23 protein-coding genes are annotated in these 25,446 nt (G+C 64.8%); 4 read left to right on the plus strand and 19 right to left on the minus strand.

Translation table 11 applies throughout. From position 1 onward, the window contains the following. Positions 1-98: 98 nt before the first annotated feature. From phnE (FQU96_RS36095) to FQU96_RS36115, 5 genes are all read right to left on the minus strand, one after another. The gene (gene phnE / locus FQU96_RS36095) at positions 99-956 is read right to left on the minus strand and encodes a phosphonate ABC transporter, permease protein PhnE (protein WP_146546268.1); all 858 of its coding nucleotides are present in this window, start codon (positions 954-956) and stop codon (positions 99-101) included. After that, entirely contained in the window at positions 953-1,795 is an 843-nt protein-coding gene (gene phnE, locus FQU96_RS36100; protein ID WP_146546348.1) for a phosphonate ABC transporter, permease protein PhnE, read from the minus strand. The genes phnE (FQU96_RS36095) and phnE (FQU96_RS36100) overlap by 4 nt, the downstream gene beginning before the upstream one ends. A 101-nt stretch (positions 1,796-1,896) precedes the next feature. After that, positions 1,897-2,811: a phosphonate ABC transporter substrate-binding protein gene (gene phnD, locus FQU96_RS36105; protein ID WP_146546269.1), complete on the minus strand. Its 915-nt coding sequence runs from the start codon at positions 2,809-2,811 to the stop codon at positions 1,897-1,899. Between the two features lie 32 nt (positions 2,812-2,843). Next, on the minus strand, positions 2,844-3,677 hold the full coding sequence (gene phnC, locus FQU96_RS36110) for a phosphonate ABC transporter ATP-binding protein (RefSeq protein ID WP_146546270.1): 834 nt from the start codon (positions 3,675-3,677) through the stop codon (positions 2,844-2,846). Positions 3,678-3,794: 117 nt separating this feature from the next. Further along, positions 3,795-4,166 (minus strand): hypothetical protein, encoded by a 372-nt coding sequence (locus tag FQU96_RS36115; RefSeq protein WP_146546271.1) that lies wholly within the window; start codon positions 4,164-4,166, stop codon positions 3,795-3,797. A 91-nt stretch (positions 4,167-4,257) separates the two neighbouring features. On the opposite strand from FQU96_RS36115, the gene FQU96_RS36120 reads away from it, so the two are divergent. The 3 genes from FQU96_RS36120 (at position 4,258) to FQU96_RS36130 (ending at position 7,169) form a co-directional block, all read left to right on the plus strand. After that, complete coding sequence (locus FQU96_RS36120; RefSeq protein ID WP_146546349.1) at positions 4,258-4,872, plus strand: TetR/AcrR family transcriptional regulator; 615 nt, start codon at positions 4,258-4,260, stop codon at positions 4,870-4,872. A gap of 123 nt (positions 4,873-4,995) precedes the next feature. Further along, entirely contained in the window at positions 4,996-6,918 is a 1,923-nt protein-coding gene (locus tag FQU96_RS36125; RefSeq protein ID WP_146546272.1) for an HAD family hydrolase, read from the plus strand. Next, positions 6,915-7,169 carry an acyl carrier protein gene (locus FQU96_RS36130; RefSeq protein WP_255468762.1) on the plus strand — a complete coding sequence of 85 codons (255 nt, stop codon included), beginning with the start codon at positions 6,915-6,917 and terminating at the stop codon, positions 7,167-7,169. Before FQU96_RS36125 ends, FQU96_RS36130 begins: the two co-directional genes overlap by 4 nt. A 15-nt stretch (positions 7,170-7,184) precedes the next feature. Here FQU96_RS36130 and FQU96_RS36135 read toward each other — a convergent pair whose 3' ends face one another. The 14 genes from FQU96_RS36135 to FQU96_RS36200 form a co-directional block, all read right to left on the minus strand. Further along, the gene (locus FQU96_RS36135) at positions 7,185-7,994 is read right to left on the minus strand and encodes a bifunctional 2-polyprenyl-6-hydroxyphenol methylase/3-demethylubiquinol 3-O-methyltransferase UbiG (protein WP_146546273.1); all 810 of its coding nucleotides are present in this window, start codon (positions 7,992-7,994) and stop codon (positions 7,185-7,187) included. Between the two features lie 47 nt (positions 7,995-8,041). Continuing rightward, positions 8,042-9,466: a lipopolysaccharide assembly protein LapB gene (locus tag FQU96_RS36140; RefSeq protein ID WP_146546274.1), complete on the minus strand. Its 1,425-nt coding sequence runs from the start codon at positions 9,464-9,466 to the stop codon at positions 8,042-8,044. 252 nt (positions 9,467-9,718) lie between these two features. Continuing rightward, complete coding sequence (locus tag FQU96_RS36145; RefSeq protein ID WP_178130983.1) at positions 9,719-11,179, minus strand: MaoC/PaaZ C-terminal domain-containing protein; 1,461 nt, start codon at positions 11,177-11,179, stop codon at positions 9,719-9,721. Positions 11,180-11,254: 75 nt separating this feature from the next. Then, positions 11,255-12,793 carry an ABC transporter substrate-binding protein gene (locus tag FQU96_RS36150; RefSeq protein ID WP_146546276.1) on the minus strand — a complete coding sequence of 513 codons (1,539 nt, stop codon included), beginning with the start codon at positions 12,791-12,793 and terminating at the stop codon, positions 11,255-11,257. Positions 12,794-12,834: 41 nt separating this feature from the next. Further along, entirely contained in the window at positions 12,835-13,746 is a 912-nt protein-coding gene (locus tag FQU96_RS36155) for an ABC transporter permease (protein WP_370461637.1), read from the minus strand. 7 nt (positions 13,747-13,753) lie between these two features. Further along, on the minus strand, positions 13,754-14,692 hold the full coding sequence (locus FQU96_RS36160) for an ABC transporter permease (protein WP_146546278.1): 939 nt from the start codon (positions 14,690-14,692) through the stop codon (positions 13,754-13,756). 116 nt (positions 14,693-14,808) lie between these two features. Continuing rightward, positions 14,809-15,762, minus strand: a complete 954-nt coding sequence (locus FQU96_RS36165; RefSeq protein WP_255468763.1) for an ABC transporter ATP-binding protein — start codon at positions 15,760-15,762, stop codon at positions 14,809-14,811. Positions 15,763-15,887: 125 nt separating this feature from the next. After that, positions 15,888-16,895, minus strand: coding sequence for an ABC transporter ATP-binding protein (locus tag FQU96_RS36170; RefSeq protein WP_146546279.1), 1,008 nt, complete (start codon positions 16,893-16,895; stop codon positions 15,888-15,890). Positions 16,896-16,955: 60 nt separating this feature from the next. Continuing rightward, entirely contained in the window at positions 16,956-18,590 is a 1,635-nt protein-coding gene (locus FQU96_RS36175) for an ABC transporter substrate-binding protein (RefSeq protein WP_146546280.1), read from the minus strand. Between the two features lie 115 nt (positions 18,591-18,705). After that, positions 18,706-20,238, minus strand: a complete 1,533-nt coding sequence (pehA, locus tag FQU96_RS36180; protein WP_146546281.1) for a phosphoric/sulfuric ester hydrolase PehA — start codon at positions 20,236-20,238, stop codon at positions 18,706-18,708. 10 nt (positions 20,239-20,248) lie between these two features. Further along, positions 20,249-21,109: a phosphodiesterase gene (locus FQU96_RS36185; protein ID WP_146546282.1), complete on the minus strand. Its 861-nt coding sequence runs from the start codon at positions 21,107-21,109 to the stop codon at positions 20,249-20,251. 118 nt (positions 21,110-21,227) lie between these two features. Then, entirely contained in the window at positions 21,228-22,547 is a 1,320-nt protein-coding gene (locus FQU96_RS36190) for an ABC transporter substrate-binding protein (RefSeq protein ID WP_178130985.1), read from the minus strand. Positions 22,548-22,562: 15 nt separating this feature from the next. After that, entirely contained in the window at positions 22,563-23,399 is an 837-nt protein-coding gene (locus FQU96_RS36195; protein ID WP_255468764.1) for a carbohydrate ABC transporter permease, read from the minus strand. Continuing rightward, a complete protein-coding gene (locus FQU96_RS36200; RefSeq protein ID WP_255468765.1) occupies positions 23,389-24,339 on the minus strand; it encodes a carbohydrate ABC transporter permease in 951 nt (316 codons plus the stop codon). Before FQU96_RS36200 ends, FQU96_RS36195 begins: the two co-directional genes overlap by 11 nt. A gap of 239 nt (positions 24,340-24,578) precedes the next feature. Between FQU96_RS36200 and FQU96_RS36205 the strand changes: the two genes are divergently transcribed. Then, positions 24,579-25,442 carry a TauD/TfdA family dioxygenase gene (locus tag FQU96_RS36205; protein WP_146546284.1) on the plus strand — a complete coding sequence of 288 codons (864 nt, stop codon included), beginning with the start codon at positions 24,579-24,581 and terminating at the stop codon, positions 25,440-25,442. Positions 25,443-25,446 lie beyond the last annotated feature (4 nt).

A 25,446-nucleotide genomic window follows, 5' to 3' on the forward strand; every position in this document is an offset into this window, starting at 1 on the left:
GAGAAAACTGTTACCCATGTGGTGAGCACAAACTGTTACCCATGTTGCGGCTGAAGACCTTCGGGCACCTTCCCCCGCAAGCGGGGGAAGGTAAAAGATTAAGCCACCGCCACCCGTTTGGTGCCGATCAGGGCCAGGCGCAGGCGGGTCGAGATCCAGTCGATGATGGCGACGGCGATCAGCACCAGGACGATGATGAAGGCGACGTGCTGAAACTCCAGCACGCGGATCTGTTCGGCCAGATGCATGCCGATACCACCGGCGCCGACGATGCCGATGATGCTGGCCGAACGCGTGTTGGATTCGATGAAGTACAGTACCTGGCCTGCCATGACCGGCAGCACCTCGGGCAGAATGCCGAAGCGTACGCGGTGCACGGCGCCGCCGCCGGTCGACAGCACGCCCTCGACCGGCCGCTTGTCGGCAGCCTCGATCGCCTCGGAGAACAGCTTGCCGAACGAACCGATGTCGGACGTCATCAGGGCCAGCACACCGGCGAATGGCCCCAGCCCCACGACATTGATCCAGATCAGCGCCCACACCAGCACGTCGACGCCGCGCAGCGTGTCGAGCGAGCGGCGCGTCAGGAAATGCACGACGCGACCGACCGTGGCATTGCGCGCCGCCAGGAAACCGATGGGAAAGGCCAGCATGGCGCCCAGCAGGGTACCCAGGAAGGCGATCGCCAGCGTCTCGCCCAGCGCCTTCAGGTAGATGAAGGCGCGCTCGAGCGTACCCGGGTCGGGCGGCAGCATCATGCCGAACACCGAAAACAGCTTGCCCAGGCCCTCGATCATGCGGGGATGCAGGAAGCCCAGACTGGCCAGGCCATAGACCAGCAACGCCACAAGCCCGCCGACCACGACGATGCCGGCACGATTGCGTCGCCACGCCGGTGCGAAGATCTCGGGATGGCGCTGGCGCATCGTCTCGATGCTGACGGGCTGCAGGCTCATGACGACGTCCCCGCGTCGATCAACCGGTGGCGGATACGCTCGGTGATGAAATCGATCACGGCCACGGTGATGATGATCAGCACCAGAATCGCTGAGACATCGGCGTAGTAGAACTTGCGGATCGATTCGATCAGGTCCTGGCCGATGCCGCCGGCGCCGACGAAGCCCATCACCGACGCTTCGCGCACGTTGATCTCGAAGCGCAGCAAGGTGTAGCTGACGAAGTTGGACAGTACCTGCGGCACGGCGCCGAAGCGCACGACGGTGGGCCAGGCAGCGCCGCTGGCCGCCACGCCCTCGACCGGCTTCATGTCGATGTTCTCGATCACCTCGAAGAACAGCTTGCCCAGCGCACCCATGGTGTGGATGGCGATGGCCAGCACGCCGGGCAACGGCCCCAGGCCGAAGGCGATGACGAAGATCAGCGCGAAGACCAGGTTGGGAAAGGTGCGGCAGAACTCGAGATAGCGGCGGGTGACGGCGCGCACCACGGGATGCGGCGACAGGTTGGACGCCGCCAGGAATGCCAGCACGAAGCCGCCGGCGGCGCCCAGCGCCGTGCCGACATAGGCGATCAACAAGGTCTCGCCCAGCAGCGACAGCCAGTGACCGAGACCCCAGTACCACTCGACCGGGTCGGTCCATACCGGCTGGCCGTTCTCCAGCAGGAAGATGCGTCCGATGTAACTGGTGAACTTGCCGATGTTGGCGGTCAGCTTCCCGAGATCGACCTCGGCCGAGATACCCGACAGAAGGATGCCGATGAAGACGCAGGCGCCGATCAGCAGGGCGCGCGTGCGCCTGATGCGAACCGCCTCGCGATAGCCCCGCTCCAGCATGTCGAGGCGGGCACCATCGGCGCCAAGGGGAGAGGAGGACAAAAGGCTCTGCCGGCACAAATCGCCGGGCCCACCGCAGGCAGGCCCGGCAGGTGCTGCTGTCAGCTCTTGGTCTTACGCAGCTGGTCGACGAACTTGATCAGGTCGACCACCGGCTCGTAGAACTTGTGGTCGACGGTCTTGAACTCGCGATCCTTGCCGTCCGACAGCTTGTCGAACGCAGCCTTGGCCTTGGTCGGCGCCTCGGCGAATGCCTTGCGGATGGCGGCCTTCAGGTCATCCGGCAGATCGGCCATGTAGGCGAAGGGCGAGTTCGCGATCAGGTCCGATTTGAAGATGATGCGGTAGTCTTCCTTTTTCACCATGCCCTTGCTGGCCATGCGGGTGAGGTTGGAGTCGGTATCCGAGTTCAACCAGTTCGCCGCCACATCGACCGTGCCCTGCTGCAGGGCCAGCACCGCGTTCTCATGGCTGCCGGCGTAGATCACCTTGCCGAAATAATTGTCGGGGTTGATCTTCATCTTGTTGAGCGCGAACCGCGGCACGTTGTTGCCGGACGTCGAATTGGGATCGACCAGGCCGAGGTTCTTGCCCTTCAGATCGTCGATGCTCTTGTAGGGGCTGCTGGCCTTGACATAGAAGACCGAGAAGTAGCCGACCGAGCCGTCGGCGTTGACGGTGGTGGCGAACGGCTCGACCTTGACGCCGGTGACATAGGCGCGGGCATAGGACGCCGGGCCGTAGCCGCCGATATGGATGTTGCCCGAGCGCTGGCCTTCGATCACCGCGGCGTAGTCGTTGGCGACCCGCAGGGTGACTTTCGTGCCCAGCTCCTTGGACAGGTACTCGATGAACGGCGCATAGCGCTCGGTGACGCCCGAGGCGTTCTCCGCCGGCACCACGGCAAACACCAGCTCCGGATACTTCGCCTTCCACGACTGCGCGTGCGCGGCACCGGCAACGATGAACGCGGCAGCGGCGGATGTAGCGAGCAGGAATTGGCGTCGGTGGAACATCAGGATCTCCGTTGATGGCGAGGGGTTCAGGATCACTGCGCGGCGATGCTGGAGGCGGCGATGGTCAGGGGCACCGTCGGCGCGATATAGGCAGCCATCGGCGCTGGTTCCGGCTCACCGATGACGTCGCCCGCTTCCAGGCCGTACAGCTCGCGGGCACGGGCGCTGGAGAGCGCGTTGGGGGCCTCGTCCAGCACCAGGCGGCCGGCCACCAGGCCGATCAACCTGTCGCAGTATTCGCGGGCGAGATCCAGGCTGTGCAGGTTGCACATCACCGTGATGCCGAGGTCACGGTTGATCGCCTGCAGGGCATCCATCACCAGGCGCGTGTTGCGCGGATCAAGGGACGCCACCGGCTCGTCGGCCAGGATGATGTCGGGCTCCTGCACCAGGGCGCGCGCGATCGCCACGCGCTGCTGCTGGCCGCCCGACAAGGTATCGGCGCGCTGTGCCGCGAGATGGGCCATGTCGAAACGATCGAGCGCCGCCAGTGCCGCCGCCTTGTCCGCATCGCTCCACAGTTTCAGCAGCGAGCGGCCGGTCGACATGCTGTAGGACCGGCCGATCAGCACGTTGGTCAGCACGTCCAGCCGGCCGACCAGGTTGAATTGCTGGAAGATCATGGCGCAACGCGCGCGCCAGGCGCGCAGCTGCCGGCCGTTCAGGGCGCCGACGTCCGTCTGGTCGTAGAGAATCCGCCCTTCCGAGATGGCCTCCAGCCGGTTGATCATGCGCAGCAGGGTCGACTTGCCGGCGCCGGACCGGCCGATCACGCCGACAAGCTGGCCCTTGGGAACGGTCGCGGAGACGGCGTCCACCGCCCGCTTCTCTCCAAAGCGCTTCGTCACCTGCTGCAGGCGGAGCATCGGCACCCCCGGGTTCGAGTTCCGTCACCGGTACGCACCTTTCACTGCCGACCCGTGACGGAAAGATTGCAGACAGGTTTCAGTCCACAGGGGTCCGGGGGATGGCCTTGCGGGTCTTCAAGCCCTGCGGCGCAGCAAAACGGCCTGGATCAGGACAACGACAGCAGCGATCTGGGCCAACCCCACGGCCGGCCAGATCTGGCCGATCGAGGCATCGAGCCATTTGTGCGGGCCAAACGACACCAGGGCGAGAACGACCGCCAGCAGGGAAACGACGGCGCCGCTCCGCGTGGCGGTGCCGCCCAGCACCAAGGCCGCCACCGCCATCGCGATGGACGCGCTGATGAACGGCCCCAGGGCGAACGGCGCGATCGTCAGCGGTGGATGAGGAACGGTGCGCGTGTAGAGGGCAGCCAGCATGGCAACCTGCAGCACGACGAGAATCGCCAGGGCGGCGCGATCAATGACCTGCGAGTCGGTGCGTTGCATGACCTGGTCTCCATAAACCGTACATACATGTACGATTTGACATATCCGTAAACTCATGTACGGATCCTGTCAAGATCAGGGAGCCTTGGACATGCGCGCCGAAAAACAGGAGGCCCGCCGCCGCGAGATCGAACGGGCGGCCTACGCGGTGCTGGCGGAAAAGGGTTACGAGGCGGCCTCGATGCTGGCCATCGCCAAACGCGCCGGTGCGTCCAACGAAACCCTGTACAACTGGTACGGCAACAAGCAGACGCTGTTCCGCTCGCTGGTGCAGGCCAATGCGCAGCAAGTGGCGGACCTGCTGCGCGACAGCATTGCGTCCGGGCGCGATCCGCTCGACACGCTGGCCCGGCTCGGCCCCCTGCTCTTGCGACTGCTGGTGAGCGACAAGGCGATCGCGCTGAACCGCGCCGCTGTCGCTGATGCGGCCGGTTCCGGCCTGCTCGGCAAGGCGCTGGCGGAGGCCGGCCGCAACACGGTCGCGCCGCTGATCGCGCAGGTGTTCGAACAGGCGCACGCCAGCCGCCAGCTCACCGTCGAACATTCCGGCGAAGCCGCCGACATCTATGTCAGCCTGCTGGTCGGGGACCTGCAGATCCGACGCGCCATCGGTGTTCTGAAGGGCTTGCGCGATGTAGAGATCCAGCGCCGCGCCGACCGCGCGCTGCGGTTCATGAAGGTGATCTTCGCCCGCAGTGAGCGATAGTCACGCGACTCTCGACACTATTCGGAAGAGTGTCTAGGTTGCCCCACGCGGCACGGAAGATTGTCAGCGACAAAGAGAGATGTATCATAACGGTCGGTTCGCGCCATTCGAGGCTCGCCTTGAATGAAGGCAGAGGAGCAACGCAGCCCCAGCCTCTATTGGCTCCAGCAGCCGCCCGCCGACTGGCGGGCGCGCCTTGCTGATTTGTCGAAGTCAACCCCGGGTGAAGCAGCCTGGGCCGAGGCTGTAGCACTCGCCAACTATCGGCTCAATTTTCAACTGACCAATGCGCTGGCAACGACGGTGGCGCGGCTATTCCGCGATGCGCCCGATCAAATCCTGCAAACAAGACCCGAGCGCCTGGCGATACTGTCATCGTCGACGACAACGCATTTACACGCGAGCCTGCGGGTCGGCGCCCTGAGACGGGGGATTTGGCTCGATGTCTACGAGACCGAATACGACCAGTATCGCCAAGAACTGTTGGACATCACGTCGCCGCTTCATGCCTTTGCACCGAGCGCGATTCTTTTTGCGCTCGATGCACGGCATGTCACCCGCGGCGTTCAAGACTGCGGGACGCAGAGCCAAACGACGCAGGTTCTCGATGAACTTTGCGAGACCATGCAAAGCCTGTGGCGCATCGCGCAGGAACGTTTCGACTGCCCGGTAATACAGCAGACCGTTGTTCCCTCCCTATCGTCGCTGCTGGGCAACAACGAGCACCGGCATCCTGCATCGCCAGCAGCCTTCATCACAAAATTCAACAGCCGGCTACGTGATCTCAGCGAAGCCGCGGGGATTGATCTCCTCGCCCTCGATGCACGTATCGCGCACGATGGCCTGATGGCGTGGCAGAATCCGTCCCTCTGGCTTCATGCCAAACAGGAAATTGCGCTACCCGCAGCCCCCATGTACGGGGACCTGGTCGGACGCCTGCTCGCCGCGCGGCAGGGTCGCAGTGCCAAGTGCTGCGTCCTCGATCTGGACAACACGCTTTGGGGTGGCGTGATCGGGGACGATCAGATGGACGGGATCATTGTCGGCCAAGGCAGTGCGCTGGGTGAAGCGTTTGCCGGCGTCCAAAGCTACGCGCTGGCGTTGCGCCAACGCGGGATACTCCTGGCCGTTTGCTCCAAAAACGACGAGCGCGTCGCGCGTCAGCCCTTCGATGCACACCCCGATATGATCCTGAAGCACAACCATTTCGCCTGCTTCGTGGCGAACTGGGACGACAAGGCGACAAACATCCGCACGATTGCCCGGCAGCTGAACATCGGGCTCGATGCGCTCGTCTTCGTTGACGACAATCCGTTCGAACGTGAACTCGTTCGCCGCGAGTTGCCTATGGTTGCCGTACCGGAATTGCCGGAGGATCCGGCTCTCGTGCCACAGTGCCTGGCCGACGCCGGCTATTTCGAAACAGCAACACTTACGGATGAGGATTTTCAGCGCGCCGCGTTCTATCGCAGCGATGCGGGCCACAGCCATGACACGGCATCGGCGACCGACCTGAATGGCTATCTCGCCGGTCTGGCGATGGATCTGAGATGGGCTCGGGTCGACCAGACAAGTCTTGGTCGAACCGTCCAGCTCATCAACAAGACGAACCAGTTCAACCTGACCACCCGCCGCTATACGGAGGCACAGGTACGCGGATTCATGTCGCAACCGAATATTCTGAGCCTGCAGTTGCGTCTGGTCGATCGCTTTGGAGACAATGGTATCATTGCTGTCGTCATCGGCCGGCTGGACGAACAATCGACAGTCGAGATCGACACTTGGCTCATGAGTTGCCGTGTCCTTGGCCGACAGGTCGAAGAGGCGACCTTGAACATCGTGGTTGAAGCGGCCAGGCGAATCGGTGCGAAACGGCTCGTCGGCATCTATCGGCCAAGCCAAAAAAATGGAATGGTCAGCCGTCATTACGAACGGCTGGGGTTTACGCCCCAGGGCGAACGGTCCGACGGCGTTGCGAGCGTTCTCGATCTCGATTCTTTTGTTCCCCGTGAGACGTTCATCCAGCTCAGCGAGGTTTCAGCGTGATATCGGACCGCGAGATCTATGAGGGCCTGGCCGAGATTTTTGCCGATGTTTTCATGCGCGATGACATCCCGCTGTCCGCCGCGCTGAGCGCGGCCGACGTCGCGGATTGGGATTCGTTCAAGCAGATCGAGATCGTCATGGCGACCGAGGAACGCTTCGGCGTCAAATTCACATCGGCAGAGCTCGACAACATGCGGCAGCTCGGAGACCTCGTCCGCATCGTCGCGGCACGCGGAACGCCCCCTTCGTAGGCGCGTTCTGGCCGATCAGCGACGCGCAAACACCGAAAAACAGGGTTCGTGCGGTGTTGGCGTGGTTTCATGCGCGATTTCCAGAGACGAAAAACCCAGAGCCCTCAGCGCATCGAGAATCGACGATCGGATCATCCACCGCGGCTCGTTGTAGATGCCGCCGCAAAAGTCCGGGTTCAAATGGACCTGCTCGTAATCGCGCCGGTAGAGCGTTATCGTTTGGCCTCTGAAGGTTCGCGTCTCCCGCACGGCCTCCCATCGCTTCAGGGCGGGATCGCCAACAGGAAATGCCGTCGGATCGAGATAGGTCGTCCACAAATACAAGGCGTCGGTTCGAGCAGCGACGGCCTCCAGAAAACGCAGCGGATCGGCCATGTGATAGAGCACGCCGCACGCGACGATCAGATCGTATCGGTCCTCGGACTGCTCCAGAAACGGCACGCAGTCCCCGAGAAGAAACCTGGCTCTAGGAAGACCGACGATTTCCTTGGTCACCAGGCATTTCAGAAAGGCCGGCTTGCTGGCTTCGATGGCCGTGATGTTCGCTCCCGCCCGATCCAGCAGATAGGTCTGTGCGCCTTCCAGGGGACCAAGCTCCAGCACATTGGCGCTCGCGACGGAACCGAACTGCGCCATCGCCCAAATGATGCGATCATCAGCGAAATTGACCCGGTTGCCGGCAATCAAACCGTATTCCGGCGGAAACTGACTGTTCCACCCCGGTATCGCGTCGATCGCGTTTTGGGCGCTGGGCGGTCGCGCTTCGTAGGTATCAAAAGGGACTTTCGGCTGCGTGACAGCGCCTTTGCCCTTCTTCCAGAACATTCGCAAAATGGCGTCACTCCCTCGGTCGATGTCGACGGACTTGAGATTTACGCGGCAGCAGCCACGCTTGAAGCATCAACCAGGCTCCTCACCTTGCGGCAGATGGCGAGCCAGTCCTCGAAGGCAATGTCCCAATCATTACCTGCCGTAACACCGGGGCGACGCAAATAACCAACGAACAGACCGCGATCGATCGACACAACCTCTCCGGCGCGACCGTCGGGGAAGCCCGCCGCATCCGCGGTGACGACTCTGGTGTGAAGAAGCTTGACCGGGCCGAACGTTTCGAGTGCCGCGTGAAGGGCGCGCAGGCCATCCATAGTCAGCGACTGACCTGTGAACACGAAAACCTTCCGCCCCTCCGCAAGGTCCGACAATAATTTGTCCTTCAGGTATGCAATCCGACGACACAGCTTTTTGTAGAGAACGTCCGGGTCCTGTTGGCCCACGAAGAGAAACGTATGCATCGCCAGGCCCCACCGGCGATCCTGAATAAAGTATTCATTCATGAAGGGGACCATTTCGGTCGTGGCCGGCTCGCCCATATCCTGGAACTGGCTGGCCAGGGCCGTCAGCAGGCTGCCCAATTGAACGTTGTTGAAGCGCAACAAGCCGAGTGGTTCGGCGCCGAACCGGCGCTGCACCAAACCAAACTCACAATTTTCGCCAAGGCTCTCGAACCCCAGCAGAAGCGACCGCGCGTCCTCGTCTGCGACGACCTCAATTTTCTGTGGTGCCACCGGCCCGGCCGCTGCAGACGCGTCAGGCTCGCCAACTTTGCCGTCCGCGAGGGCGAGATCCCGGGCATGCAGTGTGCGGCCATAATGCTCCCAGCCCATCTTGTCGCGGGGATATCGCCTGCGAAATTCGCTCCATAGCGCCAACGCCTCGTCCCAACGTTGTTGCGACGCAGTGCGCATCGCCTGCAACGCGAGGAACCCGCGATGACGGCGATGGCGCCGGGGTGCGGATTTCATAAATTGATCGAATTCATCGAAACGACTGAGAACAAAAAGTGTCTGCGCATACGCTGACATGGTTGATGCCGATGCGATCGGACGGTCGACCGCGCGCCGCCAGAGCCGTTCGCTCGCCGCCCAATCTCCCCGCATCTCCGCGATGCGAGCGGCTTCCCCGAGGACCGCCGCGTTGTTCGGGAACAGGCGCTGGGCTTCACCGATCACTTCTGACGCGTGGTCGAATTGCCCAAGCTCGCGGCTCAATCGCGCAATGCGACAGGGAATCCGTGGATTGCGACGCTTTTCCTTCCAGACTGCCATCCATCGTGCAAGAGCATCAGAAAGCCGGCCGTCTCTCTGAGCGTTCCAGGCATGATCGACGAGCAGTCCGTAGTGGGTCGGCTGAATGGAAAGCCCGAACTGCAGAACGACGTCCGCATCAGCTCGGCGATTCTGTTTGATCAGAACTCTTGCCGCGCCGCGAAGCCGGTAGGTGGCATACCACTTGCTCATCTGATCGCCGATGACCCGACGCCATGCTCCCTCCACCATCGCAGAGCTTCGAGCCGGTATCGCGGCCAAGATATCGGCTGCGGACCAAGACTTCATTCGACCGACCTACCCCCGAAAAATACCATGTCGCGCAACGACACCAATCCTGTTCGCCTCTCTCACATCCCGCCCAGGATCTTGCCACCGCCAGCCAATTTGTTCTCTGGACGAGAAAAGAGCGGCAATTTTGCACTGTCTCCCTCAACGTTGCAATCAGGTGGTCGACGTCGCGCGCGTCGCGACTTGGCCCGCCTGAATCTCCCGGATAATCGCGACCATCAGGTCGATCGGATCGGCCATCCTTTCCTCCACCAGAGAGGCCGTCTGATCCGTCGGCAGCCTGGGCAACCGGCGCATGACGATTCGACCCGATCTTTCGAAAGCCTGCATATCAGCGCACAAGAGCTCCCCCGCCGCCTTTGCCATGGCGTACTCCGTCATGTCGCGGGGGCGGGTGTCGACATATATCGATGACGGATAGAACATCGAAAAATCGGTTCCGTACTTTTGCCGGAGCGCAGCGTGCAGATCATAAAATCCTGACACATAGAACGCCAAAAACTCGTCCAAATACTTCTGCTGGAACAGCGACCGGCTTTGTCTAAAAATCTGCGGCGTTGCCATATAGTAAATCTGGTCCGGCATCCTCTCCAGGGATTGCAGCTGTCCATCAGCGGCAGCACGAACATCGTACCGCATGATCTCACAGCGGCCACCATGGCCCGCTATTTGCGCCTGTACTCCGTGGGCATCGGCTTCGCCGACAGAATAGGTCAGCGTGAGGTCTGCTCCGCCCACCGCAAGGATCTTGCCAATCAATTCGCCCAGCCCGCGCGTTCCGCCGATGACCAGTGCGGACGTGCCGCGAAATTCATCCCCAACCACCTTCGTTGCGATCTCATCCATGGTTGGCTGTGACGTTGGCGGGGGCAACGCGTGGGCATCGAGAGAACCGTGCCATCCCGCTCCTGTAATGGCGAGTCGGACCAACCGAAAGCGCGGATCAGCGTGCGTGACGCTGAAATGCAGGCGATTGCCATCGGCGTTTGCGGGAGAGGTCGTGGCGAACTTGAGGCTGCGGTACATGGAATGGCGGCCGGGACAGATCATGCCAACAATGAAGCTTGAACACGCAAGCCCGGCAATTCTCTCTCCACCCAGTGCGCGCGCGGCGTAGGGAAAAAGCCGCACCACCGCCTCGGCCGGCGAAAAGAACGGCGCGCACCCCTGGTAATCGACCATGTCGTCAAAAGTCAGCGATATCGGTTCCCTGGGTTGAAACGCCTCTCCTCTGTCGCACGTCTCAGGGCTTGGCACCGGATGGCCAAAAACCAGACGTACGGTCACCGCCGTCCGCCCCTCACTCAACACGTCGAGACGTATGCCATCACGACTGCGATCGACCAGTACGGCGGACGTGCGCACGCCAAGATAAATCATCTTCTCAAATCTGACGCTGATCGAAGCGACAGCGGGAAGATCGGGAACCTGCTGATACAGGCCATCGAGGGACCACAGCAGCGCGTGGATACCATGAACGACCGGCTGTCCGGCCAATGTTCGGCGGGCCGCCACGACATCCATGTGAATGGGGTTTCGGTCGCCCGAAGCGGCGGCAAACCGTTCCTGGTCAACAACGGTAAAAGACTTATCTGCGATCAGTGGCGCAGCCACACCATGCTCCGAACGAGACACCATGAGACGGGGCACTATACGCCCCGACGGGCGCCTCCACCAACGGCTACGCTTTCACTCAAACCGCAGGTTATATGGTCGCAGGTCCATGAAATAGAACGTGTAGGGCCGCCACTTCACCTGCTTGCGCACGGCGTAGAACTCGGCCGGCTGGTAGAGGACGGTGCCGGGCGCTTCGTCTTCCCAGGCGTCGAGCATGCGGGCGAAGAATGCGCGGCGGCGGGCTGGATCGGTCTCGCCCTCAAGAGCCGTACCGGCAGCATTGAAGGCCGCCACCGAGGTCCACGCCTTGCGGCCCTGCAGTGGACCGCCCGGCCCCCAGGTGAGCCACAGCGCGCCCGCCGGGTCGGGCAGTCGCGTCGAGTTCGACCAGTTGCCGACCTGCGCGCCGGATGCCTGCATCTGGCTGAAATTCTCGACCACCTGCAGGTCGGCGTTGATGCCGACGGCCTTCCACATCTCGATCATCACCTGCGCCGCTTTCAGCGCATTGGTGTAGTAGTGCGGCATGGTGCGGTAGGTGATCTTCTCGCCCTTGTAAGCGGCCTCCTTCAACAGCCGCCTGGCCTCGGCCGGATCGTACCGCGTCTGGCGGTCGGGCAGGTACATGGCGCCAAATTCCGGGAAGTTGTGGCTGCGCGGCACCACGGCAGTGCCATCCCACAGCGTGTCGACCAGCAGCTGCCGGTCAATGGCCAGCGCAAGCGCCTGGCGGATGCGCTTATCGCCCATCGCCACGCCGCGCTCGTCGAACGTCAGCATGTGGACGTTGGCCAACACCACCGAGCGCACCTCGACCTCGGGCTTGCGTTTGAGGATGCCGACCTGGTCCGGTGGCACGTTGGTGATCATGTCGACATCGCCGCTCTGCAACGCGGCGATGCGCCCGGCCAGCTCCGGGATCTTGCGAAACGTCACGGCGCGCGCCGTCGGCTTGCCGTCCCAGTAGTCGTCGAAGGCGTCGAGCACGATGCGGTCATCGGTGCGCAATTCGCGCACCTTGTAGGGTCCCGTCCCCACCGGCGCCCGCGAGAAGCCATCAAAGCCCAGCGCCTCGTAGGCGCGCTTGTTGACGATCCAGGCGCACCACGACGCCAGCCGCTGCTCCAGCAGCACGTCGGGTACCCGCGTGCGGAATCGCACGGTATGGGGATCGATGGCCTCGACCGATTCCAGGGACGGAAAGTAGGTCCTGGCTTCCGGCATCCAAGGCTTGTCGCCGAACATGCGCTGCGAGGTGAACGTGTAGACGACGTCATCGGCGGTGAACACATCGCCGTTGTGGAAGCGCACGTCGGGTCGCAGGCTGACGATCAATTCCTGCGGGCTGACGCGGGTCCAGCTTTTGGCGAGACCGGGTACCAACGCAGCCCCGCCGCCGTCAGGCGCGCTCAGGAAGTCGCGCCGGATCAGGGTGTCGAAGATCGAATACGTGACGCGCGTGCCGACGTTGCTGAGCTCGCGCGCCGGCTCAAGCGTTGGTGGCAGGTCGGCGACACCGATGGTCAAGGTTGGGCGCGGATCGGCCGCGGCGGTGGTGCCGAACACGGCCGCCATGAGCAGCACACAGGCGGTCATCAAGGTTCGCAGCATGCTTGTCTCCGCGTTTTTCCTCCCCACCGCGTGAGCGAGGGCTATCGCAGCGTGGGATCCAGCCGATCGCGCAGCCAGTCGCCGACCAGGCTGATCGACAGGGTCGTGAGGATGATCACCGTTGCCGGCGCCAGCAGGATCCACGATGCGCGCTCGATGTACTCGCGGCCGTAGCCCACCATGTTGCCGAGGCTGGTGAGCGGCGGCTGCACGCCGAGCCCGAGGAACGAGAGACCGGCCTCCAGCAGGATGATCTCGGGGAAGCTCAACGTCACCGTCACGATCAGGGTGCTGGCGATGTTGGGCAGGATGTGCCGGCCGTAGACGCGCCACGGCGAGGCGCCGAGCTGGCGGATGGCCGCGGCGTAGCTCTGCTCGCCGGCGGCGATCGCAAGCCCGCGTGCGATACGGGCATAGCGCTCCCAGCCGTGCAGGCCCATCAGGCAGATGAACAGGGTGAGGCTGTTGCCGAAGAAGGCCAGTACCGCCAGCGCGATGATCATGAACGGCATCGAGGCCTGGAAGTCGATCAGCATCAGCACGACTTCCTCGACGACACGGCGAAAGTGCGCCGCCACGAAGCCCAGCAAGGTGCCGATCACCGCCCCGATCGCGGTGGCGGCGAAGGCGATCAGCAGGCTGGTGCGGATCGAGTAGATCAGGCGGCTGAGCACATCGCGGCCCAGCTCATCGGTGCCCAGCAGGTGCGCCGTCGTGCCGCCGAACAGCCAGGGCGGCGCCAGGCGGGCGCGCAGGTCCATGCGGACATAGTCGTAGGGCGCCAGCAGCTCGGCGCCCAAGGCCACCACCAGCATGGTGGCGATCCAGGCCATGCCCGCCACCACCAGCGGCGGATAGGCCTCGAGGAAGCGGCGCAAGCGTCCTGCCCTAGCCGGCGTATCGGCCGCCGGCGTGGCAAGAGGGCGAATGTCGCTCAAGTCGATCTGTGCCACGTCAGCCTCACGTCGAGCGGTTGCTGCCGCCCGACGTGCGCAGGCGCGGGTCGATCCAGCCGTAGAGCAGGTCGACGGTGAAATTGGCCGTCACCATGCAGGCCGCGACCAGCAGCAGGATGCACTGCACGATCGCAAGGTCGCGGTTGGCGACGGCGACGACCAGCATGCGGCCGACACCCGGCCACGAGAACACGCTCTCCACCACCACGGCACCGGCGATCAACGTGCCGACCATGAAGCCGATCACCGTCACAGTGGGGATCGCCGCGTTGGGCAGCGCGTGGCGCCACACCACGCGGTGCCACGGCACACCCTTGGCCATGGCCGCCCGCACATAGGGCTGTCCCAGCACTTCGAGCATGGCCGAGCGCGTGAAGCGAGCGATGACCGCGGCACCGGCAGCACCCAGGGTGACGACCGGCAGGATCGCGTGGCGCCAGGTGTCGCTGCCGCCGCTGGGCAGCCAGTTCAGCCGTACGGCAAAGATCAGCACCAGGATCAGTCCCAGCACAAAGCTCGGCACGGCGTGGCCCGCCACCGACGCCACCATGAGGGCGCGATCGCCGAACGAATTGCGGTGCAGCGCGGCATAGATGCCGGCGGGGATACCGATCGCGAGCTTGACGAGAAACGCCGGCACCGTGATCGCCAGGGTCTGCGGCACCCGCTCCAGCACCAGGTCGAGCGCCGGCCGGCCATCGCGCATGGAGCGGCCGAGCGTGCCTTCGAAGATGTTGAGGAAGTAGCGCAGATACTGCTCCCAGATCGGCTGATCCAGGCCCCAGGCGCGGCGGAACGCCTCGATCGCTTCCGGCGGCGCATCGGCCGACATGATCAGCAGCGCCGGGTCGCCCGACAGGCGCAAGATCGCGAACGCGAACGTCACCACGAAGATGATGGTGAGCAGCGCGCGCAGCGACTTGGTCGACAGGTAGCGGATCATGACACCTCCTGGGAGCGTGGGCGTCCCGCCCGCTCTTCTCTCGGCGCTGCGCGCCGATGCGGGCGGGACGCCCGCGCTCCCAGGTGTTCTCGGCCAAAACTCATGGCGTCACTCCCCTACGCCGCTTCCGTCGCGGGCAACCCCGCATCCCCGTGCGCCAGGTGGCAGGCGACGCGGTGGCCGTCGGGCAGCGCGCGCAGTTCAGGCGTCTGCGTACGGCAGGCCGGCATCGCCACGGGACAGCGTGTGTGGAAGGCGCAACCGGTGGGCACGTCGACGGGATTGGGCGGGTCGCCCGACAGCAGCAGGCGCTGGCGTGCGCGCGCGGGCGATGCGACCGGGATCGCCGAGACCAGCGCGCGCGTATAGGGATGCTCGGGCTGTCGGAACAGCCGATCTGGCGTACCGTGCTCGACGATGCGGCCGAGATACATCACCGCCACCGCGTGGCTGATCTGGCGCACGACCTTCAGGTCATGGCTGATGAAGAGGTAGGCGACGTTGAAGCGCTCCTGCAGGTCGATCAGCAGGTTGATCACCTGGGCCTGGATCGACACATCCAGCGCCGCGATCGGCTCGTCGCAGGCAATGAGCTGCGGCTTCAGAATCAACGCCCGCGCCAGCACCACGCGCTGGCGCTGGCCGCCTGACAGCTCGTGCGGATAGCGGTCGAACACATGCGGCTTCAGGCCCACTGCGTCGAGCAGCGCCATGCCCTGGGCGCGCTGCTCGGCGGGGCTGCCGATGCCGTGGATCTCCAGCGGCTCGATGATCTGGCGGCCGACCGCGATGCGCCGGTCGAGCGCGCCCATGGTGTCCTGGAACACCAGCTGCAGGCGCTGGCGCTGCAGGCGCCAGGCCGCATCGTATGTCGCACCGACCGGCTCGCCGGCGAAGCGCACGGCGCCGCCGCTCAGCGGCAGCAGTCCCAGCGCCAGGCGCGCCGTGGTCGACTTGCCGCAACCGCTCTCGCCGACCAGGCTCAAGGTGCGACCCGGCGCCACCTGGAACGAGACGCCGTCGACGGCCTTGAGCGTGGCACTGGCGCCGAACCAGCCGCTCCGGCGCACGCGGAAATGTCGGCGGATGTTGTCGGCTTCGAGGAGCGGGGTCTTTCCTGGGAGCGCGGGCGTCCCGCCCGCATCATGAGCGGGCGAGACGCCCGCGCTCCCAGCAGTCTCAAGTCCTGTCTCCATCATGCCACCTCGCGCAGGCGGGTGCCTTGCGGTGCCTGGTCCGAGACCAGTGCGCCGAAGCGAACACACGCAGCACTATGGCCGGCGGCGACGCGGCGCGGCGTCGGCATTGATGTACGGCACTCGCCGCGTGCGTGCAGGCAGCGCGGCTCGAAGGCGCAACCCGGCGGCAGGTTCCACGGCTCCGGCACGCTGCCGGGGATCGGCTCGAGCCGGCGCACCGGCCCTTCCATCTCAGGCAGCGCCGCCAGCAGGCCACGGGTGTAGGGATGCGCCGGGTGCGCGAACAGGTCGGCCACCGTCGCGGTCTCGACGATGCGGCCGCAGTACATCACCGCGATGCGCTGGCAGTTTTCGGCCACGACACCGAGATCGTGCGAGATCAGCACCAGCGCCATGCCGCCATCGTCCCGCAGGCTGCGCAGCAGATCGAGAATCTGTGCCTGGATGGTGGCATCGAGCGCCGTGGTGGGCTCGTCGGCAATCAGCACATCGGGCTCGCCGGCGAGAGCCATGGCGATCATCACGCGCTGGTTCATGCCGCCGGAGAGCTGGTGCGGATAGTCGTTGAGCCGCTGGGCGGCGTTGGCGATGCCGACGCGATCGAGCAGTCGGCGCGCTTCGGTCCACGCCGACCGATCGTTCATGCCGCGATGGAGCACCAGTGCCTCGGCGAGCTGGGTGCCGATGCGGTGGACGGGATTGAGCGAGCTGGTCGGGTCCTGGAAGATCATGGCGATGCGCCGCCCCCGCACGCGCTCGAGCTGGCGCGCATCAGCGCCCAGCAGCGGCATCCCTTCCAGGCGCACGTCACCTTGCACGCGGGCGCGCGGCCCCAGCAGGCCGAGCGCCGCCAACCATGTGACGCTCTTGCCGCAGCCGCTCTCGCCCACCAGGCCCAGCGACTCGCCGCGCTCGAGCGCCAGGTCAATCCCATGCAGCGCCCGCACGACGCGCTTGCCGGTGTCGAAGTCGACAACAAGGTCGCGGATTTCGATCAGGGGCATGTGGGGCCTCCTCGATGTTTACCTTCCCCCGCTTGCGGGGGAAGGTATCAACAGCGCACATCACGTGCTCACGGCGCGGAAGTTGCGGGCGCGGAAGTCCATGTACTGCAGCGCTGACGGCTTCCAGTCGATGGTCTTGCGCTTGCCGTAGAAGATGACGTTCTGGTGCAGCACCGTGAACGCCGGATCCTCGACCTCGGCGATCTGCAGCATGCGGCGGAAGACGGCACGGCGGCGGTCCATGTCGGTACTGGATTCCAATTCGTCCGACAGCTTGTTGAACTCCGGATTGGTCCATTCGCCGACCTGCTGCTGCTGGCCGGAGGGACCGTGCTGGTTGACGATGGAGCTGACCGGATCGCCGAACGGCGCCGAGTTGGACCAGTCGCGCACGGCGCGCGGCTCGTTCTTCTCGAAGATCTGCTGCCAGTTCTCCTTCATCTGGATGCGCACGTTCAGCCCGACGGCACGCCACATCTCGGTCAGGATCTGCGCCGTCGGCACCTGGTTGGTGTAGTAGTTGTTCAGCACCCGGAACGGGATGGGCTCGCCCTTGTAGCCGGCTTCCTTGACCAGCTTCGCCGCCTGATCAGGGTCGTAGGCCGGCTGCGGCCAGTCGGCCAGGAACATGCGGCCGTAGTATTCCCACTGCAGGCCGCGCGGGATCGCGGTGCGACCACCCCACAGCGTGTCGACGATCAGCTTGCGGTCGATCGCCAGCGCCATGGCGCGCCGGATGCGCGCATCGGCGAGCTGCGGGTGGTTCTTGTCGAAGCAGATCAGGCGGTGGTTGGTGATCGTGCCGCCGACCACGTGATGGCGCGGGCTCTTCTCGATGACGGCGATCTGGTCGGGCGGGATGTCGCAGGCGAAATCGTACTGGCCCGACAGCAGCCCGTTCACCCGGCTCGACACTTCAGGCACCACGGTGAACTTGATCTGCTTCGCCGGTGGCCGGCCGCCCCAGTAGTCGTCGAACGCCTCGAGCACCAGATGGGTATCGGGCTTGAACTCGGCGATACGGTAGGGGCCGGTGCCGACCGGACGGCGCGCCCAGGTCAGCCAGTCCGGCGCCTCGAGCAGCGCGCGCCTGCTGACAATCTCCGACCCGAAGCGGCCGATGCGACCCTCCAGCGTCACATCCGGCACGCCGTTGACGAAGCGTACCGTCTCCTTGTCGACGATCTCAACCCGCGCCAGCTTGGGCCACAGCCGACGCGCGATCGCCTGCACTTCCGGCGGCGCTTCCTTGCCAGCAGCGCCGGGCTGTGTCGCGAACATGGTACCGGACTGCTTCTTCGGATCGGGATTGCCGAACATGTGTTCGGGCCCGAAGCTGAAGAGCACGTCCTCGACCGTCATCGTGTCGCCGTTGTGGAACTTCACGCCGGACCGGACCTTGAGGTCGAGAGTCTTGTCGTCGACGCGGCGCCATTGCGTAGCCAGCCCTGGCTGCGGCGACAGGTCGGCCTGGTGCTTGGCGTCAATCAGCGGCTCGAGGAAGCTGTAGATCATGCGGGCGCCGACATTGCTCTGCTCGCGCAGCGGCGTCAGCGTGTTGGTGTTGGTGTTCTGTTGCACGGCGATGGTGATGGACGGCCGGTCGTCGGCCTGCGCGATGGCAAAACGCGGCAATGCGCTCGATGCGGCGACAGCACCGATGCCGGCCAAGGTGCGGCGGCGAGACGTCTTCATCGTTGAGTCCTCCTGTTTGATCGAATCGTCATCCCGAGCGCAGCGAGGGATCTCCTGGAAATGGAGTCTCCCATCGCGGGAGATCCCTCGCTGCGCTCGGGATGACGGTGTGGTCTCATCCGCGCCGCGACTGCAGCCCTTCGGGGCTGGCGCGGTAGCCGGTCAGCGTGCGTTCGGCGAACGACAGCCGCCAGTCGAGCATCTTCTGGCTGTAGGTGCGCACCAGGCTGGCATAGCCGGGATCCTCGGCGCGGTTCATGAACTGCCCGGGATCCTGCCGCAGGTCGAAGAACAGCGGCGGCAGGGCGGCGAAGTGCACGTACTTGTAGCGTTCGTCCTGCACCACCGCGAGGCTGGCGCGGTCCATATGCAGGCCCAGCGCCGACTCCGCCTTGGAGTAGTAGACGTCGCGGAAGTCGTACTCGTAGTGAACTTCCGTGCGCCAATCGCCGGGTGGCACGCCGTCGACGACGAAGGGCAGCAGCGAGCACCCGTCGACCTGCGGCGGGATCTCGGCGTCGAGCCAGTCGAGGATGGTGGGCAGCGTGTCGATGGTTTCGGTGAAGTGGTTGACGATACTGCCGCGCGTCGTCGCGGCCTGCGGCCGTGGATCGCGCACGATCATGGGGATATGGAACGACTGGTCGAAGTAGCCGACCTTGCCCAGCAGGTGGTGATCGCCCAGCTGCTCGCCGTGATCGCAGGTCAGCACGATCAGGGTGTCGTCCCACTGGCCCGATTCCTGAAGATAGGCGAACACGCGGCCCAGGTGGTGATCGATCTCGCTCATCAGGCCGCAATAGGCGGCGCGCATCTGGCGCACCTCGGCGTCGGTCATGGCGCTGCCCAGGCCGCTGCCACCGTGGAAGAAGCTCGATTGCTGGATGTCGTTGACGTAGAAATCCAGCAGCGGATGCTGCTGTGCCTCTTCCTGCGGCGAGGCCGCGCGGACCGGCGCCGGCATGGCGGCCGGATCGTACAGGCGGTTGAACGGATGCGGCGCGACGAAGGGCGGATGCGGCCGATAGTAGCCCAGGTGCAGGAACCAGGGATTGCTGCCGCGACCGCGCAGATAGGTCAGCGCCCGCTCGGTGAACCACGCGGTGTCGGAGAACTCGGCCGGCACCCGCGCCGCCGCCGTCGTCGGACCCGGCGCGCCTTCCTTCGGCAGCCAGATGTCGGCGCGCTGGGCCGGCACGTCGACGCCATTGGCCAGCAGCCAGGCGAAATAGGCTTCCATGTAGGGCTCGAACGCGCCGACCGGCCGGAAACCCTCCATCACGTCGCCCAGCACCTTGAAGCGCGGATCATCCGATGTCGTGGCGCGTGGATCGGGGGTGGTGGTCGTGTAGCCGACCAGCGCCGGGTCGTAGCCGATGCGGCGCAGCATCTTGCCGAGATTGTCGTGGCGGGCATCGAGCGGAATGGTGTTCTGCACCGCCCGATGGTTCATCTGGTAGAGGCCGGTCAGCAGGCTGGCCCGCGCCGGCCCGCAGGGTGCCGCCTGGGTGTAGTGGTTGCGGAACGTCACGCCCTCGCGGCACAGGCGCTCGATATTCGGCAGCTTCAGAAAGTCGGCGCCCAGGCACGGCAGCATGTCGCCGCGCCACTGGTCGACCACGATCAGCAGGACGTTCCTGCGCGTCATTGCTCTACTCCTACTCTGCGGCTTCTGCGGGGATCGCCTCGGCCTGCTGGTGGCCGGGATAGTCGGGATCGAGCACGAACGGATATGGGCCGGCGAAGTCGTTGACGTAGGCCGTGTGGCTGACCAGGCCGGTGTACGGCGACCAGACATGGAGCTGGTACGCCGGCGGCTCGAGGTTGAACATCGTCGGACTGTGGTCAGGCTGCAGATCGAGCACGACCTGGTGCGCGGTGCTGGGCGCCACCGATGCCAGGGTGCCGGCCCAGCGCGTCTGGATCGGCCGGTGATGGTGGCCGCACAGCACCCGCTCGACGTTGGGGAAGCGTGCCACGATGTCGGCCATCTGGTCGCCGCCGCGGCAGTTGATGCGGTCCATGTCGGTCAGGCCGGTCAGGAACGGCGGGTGATGCATGAAGATCACCGTCGGCTCGCCCGGCTCGCGCGCGAGTTGCTCCTCCAGCCAGGCGAGCCGCTGTGGGCACATCAGCCCGTAGCCTTCGCCAGGGATCACGGTGTCCAGGCCGATCAACCGCACCGGCTGATCGTCGATCACATAGTGCAGAAACGCGCCGTCAGCCGGCAGATAGCCGTCGGCGTAGAAGATGGCGCGCATGTTCTCGCGCCGGTCATGGTTGCCGGGCACCAGGTAGACCGGTATCGACAGCGGCGCGAGCAGCTCGCGCAAGGTCTCGTATTCCTCGAGCAAGCCGCAGTCGGTAAGGTCGCCCGACGCCAGCACGACATCGGGCCGGCGCTCCAGCTTCATCAGCGCCGCGACGGCAGCGCGCAGCATGGCATTGGTGTCGACCCGCTCATAGGCCAGGCGGCCCGGCGGACGGACATGCAGGTCGGTGATCTGGGCAATGATCATGAATCGCTCCCTTGCTTGGTTCCCGTCATCCCGAGTGCAGCGAGGGATCTCCTGGAAGCAGTGTCTCCCGTTGCGGGAGATTCCTCGCTTTGCTCGGAATGACGGCGTGCTCCTGCGGTCACGGCAGCTTCAATGCCGTCTGATCGATGTAGGGCCGCAGCAATTCGTCGGCCTTGCGCTGGGCGTCCTTGACGGCCTGCTCAGCCTTCTTCTTGCCGTTCATGACGGCTTGCATTTCGTCTTCCAGTGCCTTGCGCACAGCCACGGTCTGGTAGGTCGCGAACCACGGCTGCGCGTAGGCGAGCTGGTCGAGCGCCACCTTGGCGTCGGGGTTGCGGGTGATGAAGTCCTTCATCTCGGCCGTGTCGTAGGCCGATTTGCGCGGCGCGAAGTAGCCGGTGAAGCGGCTCCAGCCGCCCAGCACGTCGGTGGACGACAGCCAGCGCACGAACTTCCAGCCGGCCTGCTGGCTTGCCTCGCTCTGGCCCTTGAACATCACCAGCGAGGCACCGCCGATCGGCACCGCATTGCGCACGTTGCGCGGCACGAAGGCAACGTCGTACGGCGTCTTCATGTTCTCGCGGATGAAGGAGAGCGAGCCGGTCGACAGCAGCACCATAGACGCCTTGCCGGCGAAGAACGCGGTCGACACGCCGCCCGCCTCGATCACGCCCGAGGGCATCACCTTGTGCTTGTAGACCAGGTCCTCGACCAGCTTGGCGGCGCCCAGCATCGACGGCGTGTCGTAGTAGACCTCCCCGCCGTAGCTTTCATTGAAGTAGCGGCCGCCGTTGGACATCGACAGCGCGCTCATCAGCCAGCCGAGATAGTCGTAACCGCCGGGCATCATGAAGCCGTGGCGCTCGACCTTTTCGCCGTCGCGCTTGGTGAGCTTCTTGGCGGCGTCGACAAGCTCGACCCAGGTCCGGGGTGGCTTGGCCGGATCGAGGCCGGCCTCCTTGAAATGCGTCGCGTTGATATAGAGCAGCGGCGTCGAATTGTGGAACGGCACGCCGTAGAGTTCGCTGTCGACCGTGGCGTTGGCGTGCAGCGCCGGCCAGAAGTCACCGAGGAACTTCTCGCGCGTCGTGCCCTCGGCGGCGAGGAACGGTTCGAGCGAGAGGATGTCACCGGCCAGCTTGAGGTCGACGGTGAAATTGGCGCTCATCAGCACCACCGACGGTGGCTTGCCGGCCTTGGCCGCGGCCTGCGCCTTGAGCTTGGTCTCGTCGTAGCTGCCGGTGTAGACGGCGGTGACCTCGATGTCCTTCTGGCTATCGTTGAACTGCTTTACCAGCCGCGTCATCTCGCGCGCCAGCTTGCCCTCGACCGGCACCGGGAAGAAAAACTCGATCCTGGTCTGCGCCCAGGCCACGCTCGACGTCAGCACCAGCGCGGCGGCAAGTGCACCAGCGCCCAGCCTGCGAATGACGTGCATGCCTCTCTCCATTTGTTAACCTTTGATTCCGCTGAACACGAAGCTGTCGACAAAGCGGCGCTGGAAGGCGACGAAGACGACCGCCAGCGGCGCCATCACCAACAGGGTGCCGGCCGCCAGAACGCCCCACTCCTTGGCGCCCTCGGCACCCTTGGTGAAGGTGGCGAGCCCGATCGTGAGCGTGTGGTTGGCAGGATCGTTGATCACCATCAGCGGCCACAGGAACTCGTTCCAGTGCGCCGTCACCGACACGATGGCGAACGCGATCAGCCCGGGCCGCGCCATGGGCAGCAGGACGTGCCAGACGATCGCCCACCATGGTGCGCCGTCGATCGCGGCGGCTTCCTCGAAGTCCCGCGGGATGCCGCGGAACGTTTGGCGCATCAGGAAGGTGCCGAACGCCGAGGCGAAGTATGGCGCCATGACGCCGGCCAGCGTGTCGTACAGGCCAAGATCGACGGTCGTGCGCAGGTTGGGCACGATCAGCACCGCCGGCACCAGCATCAGCTGCACCAGGAAGACGTAGAACAGAACGTCGCGGCCGGGAAACTCCAGCCGCGCGAAGGCATAGCCGGCCAGGCTGATGGTGACCAACTGCACGCCCAGCACGCCGACCACGACGATGATCGTGTTGACGTAGTAGAGGCCGAACTCGCCGCTCTCCAGCGCCAGCCGGAAATTGGCCAGGGTCGGCGTGAAATCCGGCAGCAGCGATGCCATGCCGGCACTGCCGGCGCTCTCGTGCCGGAAGGCAGCGACGAGCGTCCACAGGAACGGCGTTACCCACACGAACGCGACGGCGGCGACGAGAGCCGCCAGCAGCGCCGGGCCGGCGTGGCGGTCAAGCCTCACGACGGCTTCCCGCTTCCATGCCGCGCAACGATCCCAGCGACACCAGCAGCAGTACGGCGACGCTGATCACCGTCGCCGCGGCGGCCTTGCCGGTATCGAAATTCTCGTGCGCTTCCTGAAAGATGTAGAACAGCAGCAGGTTGGTGGCGTTGCTGGGGCCGCCCTTGGTCAGCACCACCACGTGGTCCACCGCGGTCAGCATGTGGATCAACGCGATGGTGATGACGAACGCCGTGGTCGGCCGGAGCGCCGGCAGGATGACGTACCACAGCCGCTGCATGGCATTGGCGCCGTCCACCGTGGCCGCCTCGATGTGATCGCGCGGCACGTTCTGCAGGCCGGCGATATAGAAGAGCATGTAGTAGCCGGCGTTCTTCCACACTGTGAGGCCGACGATCGACCACAGCGCCACGTCGGTATCGCCGATCCAGTTGGGTCCACTGACGCCGAGCTTGGCGAGGTAGTAGTCGAGCAGCCCGACGCCGGGCAGGAAGATGAAGAAGAACAGCGACGCGGCAGCCACCAGCGGCACCAGCGACGGAAAGAACAGGATGGTGCGCACCACGGCGTTGAACCGGGTCGAGCGCCGCACCGCGAGCGCGAAGAGGAGCGCCAGCACCACGCTCGGTCCGACGGTGCCGACGGCATAGATCAGGTTGTTCAGTGCGGCCTGGCGGAAGGCCGCATCGCCCAGGACGCGCGCGAAGTTCTCCAGGCCAACGAAGCGGGTCGCCCCGCCGGCACCATGCGGCGTCACATGGAGCGCGTCGATCGCCACCCGCAGCACCGGCAGGTAGGTGAAGGCCGCCAACCCCAGCAACGAGGGCAGCAACAGCATGTAGGCCAGGCGCCACGAGGCGAACCGTCGTCGGCGAACCGTCCGGACCGGGCTGGATGGAACGTCCAGAACGTCGGCCGTGATGATGGCGTCGACCGTCACGCGTGCGTCGCTCCTGTCGTTGCAGGGCGATGCCTATGGTCCGGCGGTAAATGCCCGATGACGGATCCGCGACAGTTTGGTGACCATCATCTGCATGATGGGGAAAAATCTGCGGACCGGCGCAGACGGTGTCGACATGTGTGTCGGTTGTCTAAAATCGCGAGCCGCCTTGCAACACCTGCACGGCCGACCGCGCCCGTTCGCGCTAGACTGTCGCCGCGTGTTACAAGCCGGTGACCATGACCCTGACGTTCCGCAAGCTGCATCCCCTGTTCGGCGTTGAAATCGGCGGCGCCGACCTGACCCGGCCGGTGGATGCCGTCGTGTTCGGCGAAATCCGGGCCGCCTTCGAGGAGCACTCGGTCGTGCTGCTGCGCGACCAGCCGATCGACGATGCGCAGCAGGTCGCCTTCACCAGGCTGTTCGGTCCGTTGGAGACCACGGTCAGCGCCAATCCGGCCGGCGGCACCGCCTTTGCACGGCAATCGAACCTGGATATCAATACCGGCGTCGTGATCCCGCCCGAGGATCGGCGCATGATCTACCAGAAAGCCAATTATTTCTGGCACACCGACAGTTCGTTCAAGAAGGTGCCGGCGTTGTGCTCGCTGTTATCGGGACGCCTCTGCCCGCCCGAGGGCGGCGATACCGAATTCGCCAGCCTGCGTGCGGCCTATGCCGGCCTGTCGGAGGCGATGAAACAGAAGATCGAGACACTGGTGGCCGAACATTCGCTGGCCTATTCGCGCAGCCTGGTCGACCCGACCGTGCTCACCGAGGCGCAGAAGGCCGAGGTGCCGCCGGTCCAGCAGCGCCTGGTGCGGGTGAATCCGATTAACGGCCGCAAGGCCCTGTACGTCAGCTCGCACGCGTCGCATATCGTGGACCAACCGTTTGCCGAAGGCCGCGCCCTGCTCGACGAATTGACGGCGCATGCGACGCAGCCGGCGTTCTGCTGGTCGCATCAGTGGCGCCAAGGCGACCTCATCATCTGGGACAACCGTGCCGTCCTGCATCGCGCGACGCCCTACGACGCGGTGAAGTACAAGCGCCTGATGCAACGCACCACCGTTGCCGGCGATGCACCGACGGTGACGCCGTAACACC

The sequence above is a fragment of the Reyranella sp. CPCC 100927 genome (assembly GCF_007859315.1).
Taxonomy (GTDB): Bacteria; Pseudomonadota; Alphaproteobacteria; order Reyranellales; family Reyranellaceae; genus Vineibacter.

What these genes read in the sequence shown, in the direction of transcription:
- phnE (WP_146546268.1), bottom strand. Translation starts at nt 956, where the DNA reads ATGAGCCTGCAGCCCGTCAGCATCGAGACGATGCGCCAGCGCCATCCC.
- phnE (WP_146546348.1), bottom strand. Translation starts at nt 1,795, where the DNA reads ATGCTGGAGCGGGGCTATCGCGAGGCGGTTCGCATCAGGCGCACGCGC.
- phnD (WP_146546269.1), bottom strand. Translation starts at nt 2,811, where the DNA reads ATGTTCCACCGACGCCAATTCCTGCTCGCTACATCCGCCGCTGCCGCG.
- phnC (WP_146546270.1), bottom strand. Translation starts at nt 3,677, where the DNA reads ATGCTCCGCCTGCAGCAGGTGACGAAGCGCTTTGGAGAGAAGCGGGCG.
- FQU96_RS36115 (WP_146546271.1), bottom strand. Translation starts at nt 4,166, where the DNA reads ATGCAACGCACCGACTCGCAGGTCATTGATCGCGCCGCCCTGGCGATT.
- FQU96_RS36120 (WP_146546349.1), top strand. Translation starts at nt 4,258, where the DNA reads ATGCGCGCCGAAAAACAGGAGGCCCGCCGCCGCGAGATCGAACGGGCG.
- FQU96_RS36125 (WP_146546272.1), top strand. Translation starts at nt 4,996, where the DNA reads ATGAAGGCAGAGGAGCAACGCAGCCCCAGCCTCTATTGGCTCCAGCAG.
- FQU96_RS36135 (WP_146546273.1), bottom strand. Translation starts at nt 7,994, where the DNA reads ATGTTCTGGAAGAAGGGCAAAGGCGCTGTCACGCAGCCGAAAGTCCCT.
- FQU96_RS36140 (WP_146546274.1), bottom strand. Translation starts at nt 9,466, where the DNA reads ATGAGCAAGTGGTATGCCACCTACCGGCTTCGCGGCGCGGCAAGAGTT.
- FQU96_RS36150 (WP_146546276.1), bottom strand. Translation starts at nt 12,793, where the DNA reads ATGCTGCGAACCTTGATGACCGCCTGTGTGCTGCTCATGGCGGCCGTG.
- FQU96_RS36160 (WP_146546278.1), bottom strand. Translation starts at nt 14,692, where the DNA reads ATGATCCGCTACCTGTCGACCAAGTCGCTGCGCGCGCTGCTCACCATC.
- FQU96_RS36170 (WP_146546279.1), bottom strand. Translation starts at nt 16,895, where the DNA reads ATGCCCCTGATCGAAATCCGCGACCTTGTTGTCGACTTCGACACCGGC.
- FQU96_RS36175 (WP_146546280.1), bottom strand. Translation starts at nt 18,590, where the DNA reads ATGAAGACGTCTCGCCGCCGCACCTTGGCCGGCATCGGTGCTGTCGCC.
- pehA (WP_146546281.1), bottom strand. Translation starts at nt 20,238, where the DNA reads ATGACGCGCAGGAACGTCCTGCTGATCGTGGTCGACCAGTGGCGCGGC.
- FQU96_RS36185 (WP_146546282.1), bottom strand. Translation starts at nt 21,109, where the DNA reads ATGATCATTGCCCAGATCACCGACCTGCATGTCCGTCCGCCGGGCCGC.
- FQU96_RS36190 (WP_178130985.1), bottom strand. Translation starts at nt 22,547, where the DNA reads ATGCACGTCATTCGCAGGCTGGGCGCTGGTGCACTTGCCGCCGCGCTG.
- FQU96_RS36205 (WP_146546284.1), top strand. Translation starts at nt 24,579, where the DNA reads ATGACCCTGACGTTCCGCAAGCTGCATCCCCTGTTCGGCGTTGAAATC.